Consider the following 13,055-nt stretch of genomic DNA (forward strand, 5'->3'; position numbering starts at 1 on the left):
CCACCTCGCGGCTTGCAAGCCGCTCGGATTCGTCAGGCACCCAATCGCCCGCAGGGGCGATTGGGTGCCCTGCCTCATTCACGTCGCGCGAGGGCGGGGTGCGCTGAAAAATAGTCCTGGATCCCGCTGAGCACGGCATTCGCGATGCGCTGCTGGTGCGCCGAGGTGCGCAGCAGCTGTTCTTCCTGGGGGTTGCTGATGAAGGCGGTCTCGATCAGGATCGACGGGATGTCCGGCGCTTTCAGCACGGCGAAACCGGCGCGCTCGATGCGGTTCTTGTGCAACTGGTTGATCTTGCCGATCTCGTTCAGGACCTGCGTGCCGACCCGGATGGAATCGTTGATCTGCGCGCCGGTGGACAGGTCCAGCAGCACTTTGGCGACCTGGGCGTTGTGCGCGCCCAGATTCACCCCGCCGATCAGGTCGGCGTCGTTTTCCTTTTTCGCCAGCCAGCGGGCGGCGGAACTGGTGGCTCCGTGCTGCGACAGGGCCCAGACCGACGAGCCGCGCGCCGACGGCTTGATCCATGCGTCCGCGTGGATGGAGATGAACAGGTCGGCCTGGACTCGACGAGCCTTCTGCACCCGCACGTTCAACGGTACGAAATAATCGCGGTCCCGGGTCAGGTAGGCGCGCATGTTCGGCTGTGCGTCGATCAGTTTCTTCAGCCGTTGGGCGATTTGCAGGACGATGTCTTTTTCGCGTGTGCCCCGCCTGCCGATGGCGCCCGGATCCTCGCCGCCGTGGCCGGGGTCCAGTGCGATCAGGATCGGGCGTCCGAGCCGGGCGCCGGGCGCCGGGCGCGGCTGGGGCGGCGGGATGACGGGCTGTGCGTTCCGGGCGATCGGCGGCAGTTTCTGCCCTTCCACCGAGGGGATGGGCGCTTCGGTGGGGCTGTTCTGGGCGAGGTTTTCCAGGATGCCGGCCAGCGGATCGTTTTCCGCGTCCTTCAACAAGGCCATCAGGGGGTCTTGCGCGACCTTCGGATAGAGGTCCAGCACCAGACGGTACTTGTATTCGCCAATCGGTTTCAGGGTGAAGACCTGCGGAGCGACATCCTGTTTCAGGTCGAACACCAGGCGCACCACGTTGGGGCGGTTCTGGCCCGCGCGCACGCTGCCGATGTAGGGGTCGTTGGGCCGGATCTTGGAAACCAGGTCGTTGATGGCGGGGCTCAGCCGCAGACCCTCGATGTCCACCACCAGCCGGAACGGATGGTCGAGCGTGAAGTGTTCGGCCTTCAGCTCGGTGTCCATTTCCAGCGTCACGCGCGTGTATTCGTCGGCCGGCCAGGTCCGCACCGCCAGGATGGTGGCGGCCCGCGCCAGGCGCGGCACGACGGGCAGCAGCAACAGGGCGCCGCCGCCAGCGATCATCTTGCGACGCAGCGGGGCGGCGGGGGCGCTCATCGGCGAGGCGGGTCCAGATGCATCAGCCATTGTTGTCCTTTTTCGCTGTGGGCGGCCAGGTGGGCGTGCCGACCGTTGCCAGCGTATTCCAGCCGGATGTCCAAGTCTGGTGGCGGTAATTGCGTACCGGCCTGCTCGGGCCATTCGATCAGGATGACCGCCTGTGTGTCGAGCAGTTCGTCGAAACCCACGTCCCGCCATTCGTGGGCATCGCTAAATCTATAGAAATCAAAGTGATAGAAGTATAAGTTAGAAACGTTATAGCTTTCAAGAAGTGCGTAGCTGGGACTCTTGATCCGGCCGGTCACGCCACAGGCCCGCAGCAGGGCCCGGGCGAGGCTGGTTTTGCCCGCGCCCAGTTCGCCGCGCAGGTGGATGCGGCCTCCGGCGGCGGGGCCATCCGGTGCCGGGCCGCGGACCAGTCCGGCCAGTCGTTGCGCCAGGGCCACGGTGGCCTCCTCGTCCGGAAGGGGCCATTCAAGCGTGGAAAGCGGGGTCGTCATCGGGAGCGTCTCCGGGGGTCAGGTCACGGCGTCGAGCCACAGCGGAAGGGTCACGGCCGACAGCAGCGTGCCGATCGACATGGTGACCGCCACCAGCCGGCCGTCGCCGCCCATGCGGGCTGCCAGTACGTGGGCCGAGGAGGCCGTGGGCAGGGCGCTGAAGAGGACCAGCACGAGCCGTTCGCCGGCCGACAGGCCCAGCGCCCAGGCCAGTATCAGCGCAACCGGTGGCAACAGGACCAGTTTGGCGGCCACCATCCAGGCCATCAGCGGCGCGTGCGCCCGGCCGCCCCTCAGGGACAGGGTGGCGCCCACGCACAGCAGGCCGATGGCCAGGGCGCAGGCCCCCAGCCGTCCCAGGGCGACGTCGAGGACGTGAGGGATGGGCACGCGCAGGAAATTGCAGGCCAGGGCGGCCAGTGTGGCCAGGATGTATGGGTTGCGCGCGATTTCCCGCAGGGCGTTCCCGCCATGGCGGCTGGCCAGGGCATGCACCGCGCCGATGTTGCTGATCGGCACGGCGAAGCCGACGAGCACCGCCATGGTCGTTTGCGCACCCGGCCAGGGCAGGCCGCCGGCCAAGGACAGGGCGAGGTAGGTGTTGAAGCGAAAGCCGCACTGGGCGACCGAGGCGTGCGCCGCCGGATCGGGGCGCACGATCAGGCGGCCCAGCCAGGCCAGGACGATGCCGCCGAGCATCACGCCGATCGTGGCGGCCATCAGCACCGTGGTGTTGCCCAGGCTCAGCGGTGTACGGGTGATCGAATGGAACAGCAGGGCGGGAAACAGGACGAAATAGACCAGTTTTTCCGCCCCGTCGAAGAAGGTCCGGTCGAATCCCAGACGATGCAGCAGAAGCCAGCCCAGGGCGATCAGCAGAAAATCGGGCAGGATGAGCAGGATGACGGACATGAGCGGCGGCGTGAACAGGCCCTGAGGCGGGGCTGGCATGATTGTACGTGGCTTGCGCCGCGATCGTGCGTGCGACGAGGTCTCCGGCCTTTGCGAATGCCCGGGGAGCCGTGCGGAAGGCCTGAAGCCCACGCGGTTTGCATGGGATTTACCCTTAAATAGGGCTGATTAGGGGTTTAGAAGGGTGTCAATACTAGTCACAGTTGCGCCGTATTTGTACAATGTGGCTACGTTTTGATTCTAAAGCGTACCAAGACGCAAGTTCATGCTTCAAGAACTCTGACCGGAAGCCAGAGGCTCCGACTTGCCACCGGGTGAAAATCCCTTCTTATCATGCAAATCCGATCTTGATGCGCGGGTGGCGATTGCGCCGCCGCCCAGGGGGGGGCGTGTGCGTCGCATCACAACGCAGGCATGGTATCTTCGGTCCCCGTCTGATTGATCTCGTCGATCGTGATGCCGGCACCCGTTTCGGTCACAGGCGTTCGCCTGGGCAAACGATCCGGGTGCGTGTATATCAATAAGGGACGCGGTGGCTTCCCGGCCGCCCTGGTCTCCGAGTTCAGGAGCATTGAACATGGCCAGCCATAAAAAAAACACGCTTCCCGCCCTCTGGACGGCGTTCGCTCTGGCATTCGGCCCCACGGCCTTTGCCGATAACGCCACGCTGCCCCAGGCGGTCGAGACCGCCGTGCTCCACAATCCCGAGGTCGCGGCGCAATTCCACAACTTCCAGTCCGGCGTCGAGGGCCAGAAGGTCCGCCGCGGCGCCCTGCTGCCCGAAGTCAATCTGCAAGGCTGGACGGGCCGCGAATATCGCGGCAGCACCAGCACCAACGGCTCCGCCGACTGGTCGCGCACCGGTTACAGCCTGTCACTGCGCCAGTTGCTGTTCGATGGCTTCTCCACGATCAACGACGTGCGCCAGCTGGGTTTTGAAAAATTGGCGGATTACTACACCCTGAAAGCCACGGTCGACGATCTGTCCCGGCAGGCGACCCAGGCCTACCTGGACGTCCAGCGCTATCGCGAGCAGGTCAACCTGGCGCAGCAGAACTACAACCTGCACAAGGACATCCTGGGTCAGATCTCCGAGCGCAGCTCTTCGGGCGTCGGCCGAGGGGTGGACGAGGTCCAGGCGCAGGCCCGCCTGGCCCTGGCCCAGACAAACCTCATGACCGCTGCGGGCAACCTCAACGACGTCACCCAGCGCTACCAGCGCATCATCGGCCAGGTGCCGGCCGAAACCCTCGCCGATGCGCCCGATGTCGAGTCCGCCCTGCCCAAGGCGCCGACCGATTTCAGCCAGTCGGTGCGCGTCAGCCCCACCGTGTTGGCAAAACAGGCGCTGGTCCAGGCCGCCGAGCGCGGCAAGGCCTCGGCACAAGGCCGATTCTCCCCCACGCTGGAACTGCGCGCCGCCACCGGTCGCGACCGCTCCGATCCGCCCTACATCAACGACGAGACCACGCAGAGCTCGAATGTCCAACTGATGGCGACGTTCAATCTGTTCCGGGGCGGCGCGGATGCCGCCCGTGTCCGCCAGACCGCGGCCCAGACTTACGCCGCCCGGGACGTGCGCGACTACACCTGCCGCAACGTCCAGCAGGAACTTTCCATCGCCTGGAACAACATCGTGCGACTGCGCCAGCAGATGCCGTTCCTGCAACAGCACGAGCGCGACATCACCCAGGTGCGCGTGGCCTACATGCAGCAATTCAAGATCGGCCAGCGCACCCTGCTGGACCTGCTCGACACCGAAAACGAACTGTTCGATGCCCGGCAGGCGCTCACCAACGGGATCTTCGACCTGCGCGCGGCGGAATACCGCTGGCTGGCGCTGTCCCACCGGATATTGCCGACGCTGGGGCTGGCCGATCCCTACCAGGAACAGCCCGAAGAGGCCGCCAAGCTCCAGTTTCCCGACGAAATCCTCAAGGCCTGCCTGACGCCGCTGCCGGATACCCGCAACCTGCGGCCCGTCCAGATCAATTACCAGTCCGGATTCAAGCCGCCCGTGCTGGCGCCCGCCGGCAAGTCGTCCGGAAAGGCCAGTGGCTGGAACTAAGCTTCCTCCGTCTAAACTAAAGCACTATCCGGGTCTCGCGGCCCGGCCCGAAGGTGAAGGCCCGGAGGCCCGTCGCAGCCGCGACAATCCGGCTTTCCCCGCCGATCGAGGGAATGTCGATGGCTTCTGATCACGAACGTTTCAAACAGGATCTCTCGGAACTGGACGCCGGATTCATCCGCGTCCTGGAGGATCTGATCGACGCATTGATCGCCAATGGGTCCTTGCGCCTGACCGATCTGCCGCCCCAGGCTCTGGAAAAGCTCGCCGAACGCAAGCGCACCCGCCAGCGCCTGCAAGGCGCCCTGAACCTGATTTCCGACGACGATGCCATCCTCTGAAGCCATTGCCGACATGGCAGCGCAACCCGAAACAAACTCCAACCCGTCCGATGCCGCGCCGGAAATTCCGGGGGCCGCGCCGCACCAGTTGCACGATGACTCCCTGCTGGCCAGCCTGGTCCTGGTCACCCGGCTGCTGGGGCGGCCCTGCACCGCACAGCAGTTGTCTTCGGGCCTGCCCCTGGTGGATCAGCGGCTGACGCCGTCCCTGCTGGGGCGTGCCGCCAGCCGCGCCCAGTGCAGTGCGCGCATCGTGCGCCGCGCCCTGGGCAACTGGTCGCGCGGCGTCATGCCGGCCATCCTGTTCCTGAAGAACCAGCGCGCCTGTGTGCTGATCCTGGAGCGACGCGACCACTACCTGGTCCATTATCCCGAGGCGGCCGAACCCGTCGAAGTCCCGCGTGCCGAGCTCGAGGCCGAATATGCCGGCCTGGCCTGTTTCGTGCAGCCCCGCTATCGGACAGAGGACCGGACCCAGGACGCCCACATGCGGGCGCGCAGCGGCCATTGGTTCTGGGCTGCGATGCTGGGCAACTGGAAGCTCTACCGCGACGCCGTGGCGGCCGCCGTGCTGATCAACCTCTTCGCGCTGGTCATGCCGCTGTACACGATGAACATCTACGACCGGGTGATTCCCAACAGCGCGGTCGAAACGCTCTGGGCGCTGACCATCGGCATCGCCCTGGCCATGGTATTCAACCTGGTGCTGACGGCCATTCGCGCTTATGTCGTGGACATCGCCAGCAAGCGGGTGGATGTGGAGCTGTCCTCGCGCATCATGGAGCAGGTGCTGGACCTGCGCATGGAAAGCCGCCCGGTGTCCGTGGGTTCCTTCGCCTCCAATCTGCGTTCCTTCGAATCCGTGCGCGATTTCATCGCCTCGGCCAGCCTGACCACGCTGGTGGACCTGCCCTTCGTGCTGCTGTTCCTGGCGGTGCTGGCCTGGATCTCGCCCTGGATGGTGCTGCCGCCCCTGGTGGCCATCGCCGTGATCCTGATCGTATCGCTGTTCTCCCTGGCCCGCGTCGAAAAGATGACCCTCGAATCCTTCCAGGCCGGGGCGCAGCGCAACGCCGGCCTGATCGAGGCCCTGAATGGCATGGAAACCGTCAAGGCGTTGAACGCCCAGAGCCATTCCCAGCGCATGTGGGAAGAATCCACCCGTTGGCTGGCCGAACTGGGCGCGCACATCAAGCTCACTTCCTCGGTCACCGTCAGCTTCGTGCAGACCTGCCAGCAACTGGTCAACATCGCCGTCGTGGTGATCGGTGTCTATCTGGTCCAGGAGGGCATGACCATGGGCGGCATCATCGCGGCCTCCATGATTTCCGGGCGCTGTCTGGCGCCACTGGGCCAGGTCGTGGGCCTGATGATGCAATACCACAACGCCAAGGCGTCGCTGAAGTCCATCGACAACTACATGGGCATGCCGGTCGAGCGCCCGGCGGACCGGTCCTTCATGCCGCGTCCCGTCTTGCGGGGCGGCATCGAATTCCAGGGTGTGACCTTCGCCTATCCCAACAGTTCCCTCGCCGCGCTGGACAACATCAGCTTCCGCGTCCAGCCCGGTGAAAAGATCGGCATCATCGGCCGCATCGGCTCGGGCAAGACCACCCTCGAAAAGCTCATCCTGAAACTCTATGCGCCGACTTCCGGCGCCATCCTGATCGACGGCATCGACCTGAATCAGATCGACCCGGCCGATGTGCGCCGCGCGGTCGGCTACGTGCCTCAGGATCCGGTGCTGTTCTATGGCACCCTCAAGCACAATCTGACCATCGCTTCGCCGTTCGCCACGGACGAGGATGTGCTGCGCGCCGCCACCCTGGCCGGCGTGGACGAATTCGCGGCCAGCCACCCCGAGGGCTACGACATGATCGTCGGCGAACGCGGCGATTCCCTGTCCGGCGGCCAGCGCCAGTCCATCGCCATCGCCCGCGCCCTGGTGAACGACCCCCAGATCCTCCTGCTGGACGAGCCCAGCAGCAATATGGATCATCAGAGCGAATCCCAGCTCAAGACCCGCCTGCGGGCCGCCAGCGAGGGCAAGACCCTGATCCTGGTCACGCACCGCACGTCCCTGCTGGATCTGGTCGACCGCCTGATGGTCGTCGACCATGGCCGCATCGTGGCCGACGGGCCCAAGGCCCAGGTCGTCGAGGCGCTGCGCCAGGGCCGCATCGGCGGCGCCCGCAGGAGCTGAGGTCATGGGGATGCTGCCAGACTTCCTCGCCGGCCCGCGGCGGTCCTTCGCGCCCAAGCGCGAGGGCGGACGCGACGACATGATCGGCGAGGCCACCTGGGCGCTCAGCCAGCAGCGCACGCGCGGCTCGCGCCTGCTGATCTGGATGTCGCTGCTGACGATGGGCGTACTGATCGCCTGGGCTTCCACCGCCAATATCGATGAAGTCGTGCGCGGCGAGGGCAAGGTCGTGCCCTCGCGCCAGGTCCAGGTCATCCAGAGCCTGGACGGCGGCGTCGTCCAGCAGATCCTGGTGCGCCCCGGCGACAAAGTGGTCAAGGACCAGGTCCTGCTGCGCATCGATCCCACGCGTTATTCCTCTTCCCTGGGGGAAAACCGCGTCGAGGCCCTGGCCCTGAAAGCCAAGATCGCCCGCCTGGAGGCCATCGCCAACGACACGCCCTACCAGGCGCCGGAGGACGTCCAGACCCAGGCGCCGGCCCTGGCCGAGCAGGAACGCAACGTCTGGCAGGCCCGTACGCGCGAACTGCAGGCCAATCTGGAAGTCGCCCGCGAGCAACTCAACCAGCGACAGCAGGAACTGCGGTCCACCATCGCCAATCGCGACCAGGCCGCCACCAGTTGCGCCCTGGCCTCGCGCGAATACGCCATGACCAAGCCGTTGCTGTCCAGCGGCGCGGTGTCCCAGGTGGACCTGCTGCGTCTGCAGCGCGACGTGGCGCGTTTCTGCGGCGAGCAGAAGTCCGCCGCCGCCCAGATCGACAAGATCCAGGCCTCGATCCAGGAAGCCGAGGCCAAACTCAGGGAAACCGAGGTCGCCTTCCGCAATCAGGCACGCACCGATCTGTCCGACGTCCGCGCCAAGCTCTCCGCCCTGCTGGAAAGCCAGGTCGCGCTGGCCGACCGCGTGACCCTGTCCAACATCCGTTCGCCGGTCAACGGCACGGTCAAGACCTTGGCGGCCAACACGGTGGGCGGCGTGGTGTCGCCCGGCAAGGACATCATGGAAATCGTCCCGTCGGACGACACCCTGCTGCTGGAAGTGCGCATCAACCCGCGCGACATCGGCTTCCTCTATCCGGGCCAGAAGGCCGAGGTCAAGTTCACGGCCTACGATTTTTCCATCTACGGCGGCCTGCAAGGCCATGTCGAGGAAATCGGCGCCGACTCCATCACCGACGAAAAGGGAAACTCCTACTACATCGTGAAGGTCCGCACGGAAACCGCCTATGTCGGCAGCGACGAGCGGCCCATCATTCCCGGGATGATGGCCGAGGTCCATATCCTGACGGGCAAGCGCACGCTGATGCAGTACCTGCTCAAGCCCGTGCTGCGCGCACATTCCAACGCCTTTCGCGAACGCTGAAAGGATTCGCCATGACGATACCTGTGTTGTTGTTGACCGCCGACGATGCCCTGTACCGGCATTGGTCCGGGCTGGGCGGGCTGGATTGGGCGCCCGCGCGTGGCCACCGCCTGACCGACCTGGCGCCCTGGGGCCGGCGCGGCGTGCTGGTCGTCGTGGACGCCCGCCTGCTGCCCAAGGCGGGAGGCGCCATCCCGGACGTGCCGGCCGGACTGCAGGTTGTCGTCGCCAGTACGCATCCCGGCGACCCCGAGGGCCAGCGCGCCCTGGTGGCGGGCGCCGTCGGCTATGTGCATGCCTACATGCCGGTCACCGGCCTGGATCGCGTCCTGCGCCACGTCATGGGCGGCGAAATCTGGGTGGGCAAGGGCATGCTGTCTCGCATGCTCAGCCAGATCGGCCAGGCTGCGCCTGAGCCCAACCAGGACTGGGCGCGCGACCTGACCGTGCGCGAACGCGACGTGGCCCGCTACGTCGCCCTGGGCCATTCGAACCAGTCCATCGCCGACAGCCTGGGCATCACCGAGCGCACCGTGCGTGCGCACATTTCCGCCATCTTCGAAAAGCTGGGCGTCACCGACCGCCTGATGCTGGCCCTGCGGGTGCACGGCATCGACCAGTACGCCGCGCAGGCGGCGCGGGGCGTGGACGCGTAGCCCGGACCAGGGTCCGGGTCGTATTGTCTTTTCCGCCAATACGCAGAGCATCGGTGCACGCGTAGCATCCAGACAAACGATCGCCGTTTCCGCGCGTTTCCCGTGCTGGCCGGCGTCGCCGAATTCATCACGGGGATTCCGACATGGCTACCGATACCGTTCTGATCACTCACGTCACCGGCAAGGCCTGGATGCGCGCATCCGACGGCACGATGGTCGCGCTGCACGAAGGCATGCGCGTGCCGGTGGACGCACACATCGTGACGGGCGAGGGCGCCAGCGTGACCCTGCAGGCCACCGGCGTGCCGCCGGTGATCGTCGGCCAGAGCACCGACATGCTGGTGTCCGAGGACCTGGCCGCGGCGCAGCCGCAGCCGGCCGACCACGCGGTGACGCCTCCGGCCGATTCCGTGGTCGACCAGGTCCTGGCCGCGCTGGACGCGGGCCAGGATCCGTTCGCCGTCCTGGATCCGACTGCGGCGGTGCTGACTGGCGGCGGTGGCGGCGGCGACAGCTTCACGCGCCTGGCCAGCATCACGGAAACCACCACACCCCTGGCGCTGGCCTATCCGCGCCCAGGCGTGGAGACGCCTGAATTCGTGCAGTTGGGCGGCGTCGCCGCCACGGCGGATGTCACGACCGCGCCGGTGCCGGTGCCGGTTCCGGCGGCGCCGACGATTGACGTCAGCGGCGACCCCGACGGGGGCGAGGGTGGCCCCGAAGTGCCCGCCGGCGTTTTCTCCATCCCCGAAGACAATACGGAAGGCGGGGTGTCCGGTTCGTTCGCCTTCACCGCAGCCGCGGGTCTGAACAACCTGCAATTCACCTTCACTCCCGAAGCCGGCCAGCCCGGCGGCGTGACCGTGACGCAGGCGGAATTGAACCTCCTGTCCTCTCCGGGGGCGACGCCGATCGTCATCGATACGGAAAAGGGCTCGTTGACCCTGACCCACTACGATCCCTCCGCCGGGACGGTGGATTACACCTACCGGTCCGACGGCGCTCTGGATCATCCCCAGGACCAGGACGCGCTGCCCGACGGCATCACCATCATCGTCAATGACAGCCTGGGCCGCTCGACCTCGGCCGATCTGGTGGCGAACATCACGGACACGGTGCCGGTGGCCATCGATGACACCAATGCGATTGGTGAGGACGACACGTCTGTGGCCGGGAATGTCCTGACTATCGATGGCGCCGCGGCGGGCGATCATGCGGACACGCAGGGCGCCGACGGCTCGACGGTGACGGGCATCCAGGCTCCGGGCGCGGCGGCCGGCGAGACGGTGCCGGCCAGCGGGACGACGGAGGTGCATGGCAAGTATGGCGACCTGACGATCGATGCCGAAGGCCACTACACCTATACGCTGGCGACGGAAGGAGACGATCGCTACCTGGCCCTGCAAGCGCTGAGCGAGGGCGAGGAAGCCGTCGAAACCTTCAAGTACACGCTGACCGATGGGGATGGCGATACGTCCCAGGCGGACCTGGTAATCACGGTCACGGGGGCCGATGATGGCGTGACGGTGGACGTGCCTCCGGGAAAGACCGGCGACAACGACCAGCCGGTGTCGGGCGACATGACCGACCGCGTGGTGTATGAAAGCGGCCTGACCTCGGGCAGCGATCCGAAGCTGGCCGACCTGACCGCTGAATCCCATTTCACGATCAAGGCGCTGGATGGGCTGGATGATACGGACGCGGTGACGCTGGGCTATACCGATGCCGGCGGCCACCCGGCCACGCTGGTGCTGAGCAAGACGGAACTGGAGGCCTTGGGCACTGAGTCCAAGACTGTGGACAGCCGGTACGGCACGATGGAGTTGCATGGCTACAGTCAGGACGCCGATGGCACGATTACGATCGATTACACCTATACGCTGGTCAATGCGCCGGAGGTGAGCGGCGTCGCGACGACCGATGGCTTCACGGTCGTGGCCAAGGATGCGGATGGCGATACCGACAGCCAGAATCTGGGCATCAGGATCGTGGACGACGTGCCGCATGCGCATGCGGACGCGGACAGCGTGGCCGCGGGCCAGTTCACGGCCGAGACGGGCAACGTGATCACGGGCGAGGGCACGGCCGGCGGCACGGCCAATGCCGACGTGCAGGGCGCCGACGGCGCGCACGTGAGCGCGATTGCCAGCAACAACGTGGCGGCCAACACGGCCACGACGGACGGCTCGGGCAATCTGGTGATCAACGGCCAGTACGGCGTGCTGACGATCGGCGCGGACGGCGGGTACAGCTACGTGCGCAATGCGGGCACGCCTGGCGGGGTGAACGACGTGTTCACCTACACCTTGAGCGATGGGGACACGGACACCGACACGGCGACGCTGACGATCCAGATCGGCAACTCGGTGCCGACGCTGGGTGACATCCCGGCGGCGGGCGAGGCCGGGGCCGTCGTCTCCGAGGCGGGCCTTCCGGCCCGTGGCGGCGAGCCCGAGGGCTCGCATGCGGGCGATGGCTCGGCGACCACCAGCGGGACGATCGCCTTTACCTCCCTGGATGGGTTGAGTGGCGTATCTTTGGGCGGCCAGCCGATCTCCAGCACGGATTCGGCCAGCCCGACGGACCTGGGCAATGGCCTGAGCGCATACTACACGTACAACGTGGCGACGGGCGCGGGCACGATCCACTACAGCTATACGCTTCCGGACAATACCTCCGGGGACGACACGTCGGTAAGCTTCGACGTGCAGGTGAGCGATGCCGACGGCCAGTCCTCGGGCACGGGGCACCTGGTGATCGACATTGTGGACGATGCGCCGACGGCGCATCTGGACGTGGACAGCGTGGCCGCGGGCCAGTTCACGGCCGAGACGGGCAACGTGATCACGGGCGAGGGCACGGCCGGCGGCACGGCCAATGCCGACGTGCAGGGCGCCGACGGCGCGCACGTGAGCGCGATTGCCAGCAACAACGTGGCGGCCAACACGGCCACGACGGACGGCTCGGGCAATCTGGTGATCAACGGCCAGTACGGCGTGCTGACGATCGGCGCGGACGGCGGGTACAGCTACGTGCGCAATGCGGGCACGCCTGGCGGGGTGAACGACGTGTTCACCTACACCTTGAGCGATGGGGACACGGACACCGACACGGCGACGCTGACGATCCAGATCGGCAATGAAGCGCCGACGATCGGCACGATCCCGGCGGCCGGTGGCGCGGACACGCAGGTGTACGAGGCGGGCCTGCCGGCCACGCGCGGCACGGGCGAGTCGGCGGGCTCGGATGCCAGCCAGTCGACGGTGGCCGACGGCACGATCGGCTTCACCTCGAAGGACGGCGTCAGCGCGGTGAGCCTGGGCGGCCACCTCCTGAGCGACGATGCGGGCGCTCCGACGACGTTTGCCGATGGGACTCGCGGCACGGTGAGCGCGTACTACGAGTACGACGCGGCCACGGGCGCGGGGACGATCCACTACGCGTACACGCTGGTGGACAACACGGGCGACGACACGTCGGTGACGTACGCGGTGGATGTGACCGATGCCGATGGCCAGGGCAGCGGCGCGGGCCACAACCTGGTGATCAACATTGTGGACGATGCGCCGACGGCGCATCTGGACGTGGACAGCGTGG

General features: G+C 66.5%; 9 protein-coding genes. 6 read left to right on the plus strand and 3 right to left on the minus strand.

The genetic code is table 11. The annotated features are described in order from the left end of the window. Positions 1-74 precede the first annotated feature (74 nt). The 3 genes from O4H32_RS07235 to O4H32_RS07245 are packed head-to-tail and all read right to left on the minus strand — an operon-like array spanning position 75 to position 2,863. Entirely contained in the window at positions 75-1,439 is a 1,365-nt protein-coding gene (locus tag O4H32_RS07235) for an N-acetylmuramoyl-L-alanine amidase (protein WP_407932625.1), read from the minus strand. Further along, positions 1,406-1,912: a tRNA (adenosine(37)-N6)-threonylcarbamoyltransferase complex ATPase subunit type 1 TsaE gene (gene tsaE / locus O4H32_RS07240; RefSeq protein ID WP_269357903.1), complete on the minus strand. Its 507-nt coding sequence runs from the start codon at positions 1,910-1,912 to the stop codon at positions 1,406-1,408. Before tsaE ends, O4H32_RS07235 begins: the two co-directional genes overlap by 34 nt. An 18-nt stretch (positions 1,913-1,930) precedes the next feature. Beyond that, the gene (locus O4H32_RS07245; protein ID WP_269357904.1) at positions 1,931-2,863 is read right to left on the minus strand and encodes an AEC family transporter; all 933 of its coding nucleotides are present in this window, start codon (positions 2,861-2,863) and stop codon (positions 1,931-1,933) included. 538 nt (positions 2,864-3,401) lie between these two features. Here O4H32_RS07245 and O4H32_RS07250 point away from each other — a divergent pair. From O4H32_RS07250 to O4H32_RS07275, 6 genes are all read left to right on the plus strand, one after another. Continuing rightward, positions 3,402-4,892, plus strand: a complete 1,491-nt coding sequence (locus O4H32_RS07250) for a TolC family outer membrane protein (protein ID WP_269357905.1) — start codon at positions 3,402-3,404, stop codon at positions 4,890-4,892. Positions 4,893-5,011: 119 nt separating this feature from the next. Next, positions 5,012-5,233: a hypothetical protein gene (locus O4H32_RS07255; protein ID WP_407932626.1), complete on the plus strand. Its 222-nt coding sequence runs from the start codon at positions 5,012-5,014 to the stop codon at positions 5,231-5,233. A gap of 13 nt (positions 5,234-5,246) precedes the next feature. Continuing rightward, positions 5,247-7,436, plus strand: a complete 2,190-nt coding sequence (locus tag O4H32_RS07260; RefSeq protein ID WP_269357907.1) for a type I secretion system permease/ATPase — start codon at positions 5,247-5,249, stop codon at positions 7,434-7,436. Between the two features lie 79 nt (positions 7,437-7,515). Continuing rightward, complete coding sequence (locus tag O4H32_RS07265; RefSeq protein ID WP_269357928.1) at positions 7,516-8,802, plus strand: HlyD family type I secretion periplasmic adaptor subunit; 1,287 nt, start codon at positions 7,516-7,518, stop codon at positions 8,800-8,802. A gap of 11 nt (positions 8,803-8,813) precedes the next feature. Beyond that, the gene (locus tag O4H32_RS07270) at positions 8,814-9,458 is read left to right on the plus strand and encodes a response regulator transcription factor (RefSeq protein WP_269357908.1); all 645 of its coding nucleotides are present in this window, start codon (positions 8,814-8,816) and stop codon (positions 9,456-9,458) included. A 143-nt stretch (positions 9,459-9,601) separates the two neighbouring features. Further along, a partial coding sequence (locus O4H32_RS07275) for a retention module-containing protein (protein WP_269357909.1) occupies positions 9,602-13,055 on the plus strand: 3,454 nt, incomplete at its 3' end.

This window comes from Castellaniella denitrificans (assembly GCF_027214045.1).
In the GTDB taxonomy this organism is placed as follows: Bacteria; Pseudomonadota; Gammaproteobacteria; order Burkholderiales; family Burkholderiaceae_B; genus Castellaniella; species Castellaniella denitrificans_A.

Bases quoted from the DNA above. Each gene is read 5' to 3' on its own strand.
- O4H32_RS07235 (WP_407932625.1), bottom strand. From the start codon at position 1,439: ATGGCTGATGCATCTGGACCCGCCTCGCCGATGAGCGCCCCCGCCGCC.
- tsaE (WP_269357903.1), bottom strand. From the start codon at position 1,912: ATGACGACCCCGCTTTCCACGCTTGAATGGCCCCTTCCGGACGAGGAG.
- O4H32_RS07245 (WP_269357904.1), bottom strand. From the start codon at position 2,863: ATGCCAGCCCCGCCTCAGGGCCTGTTCACGCCGCCGCTCATGTCCGTC.
- O4H32_RS07250 (WP_269357905.1), top strand. From the start codon at position 3,402: ATGGCCAGCCATAAAAAAAACACGCTTCCCGCCCTCTGGACGGCGTTC.
- O4H32_RS07255 (WP_407932626.1), top strand. From the start codon at position 5,012: ATGGCTTCTGATCACGAACGTTTCAAACAGGATCTCTCGGAACTGGAC.
- O4H32_RS07260 (WP_269357907.1), top strand. From the start codon at position 5,247: ATGGCAGCGCAACCCGAAACAAACTCCAACCCGTCCGATGCCGCGCCG.
- O4H32_RS07265 (WP_269357928.1), top strand. From the start codon at position 7,516: ATGATCGGCGAGGCCACCTGGGCGCTCAGCCAGCAGCGCACGCGCGGC.
- O4H32_RS07270 (WP_269357908.1), top strand. From the start codon at position 8,814: ATGACGATACCTGTGTTGTTGTTGACCGCCGACGATGCCCTGTACCGG.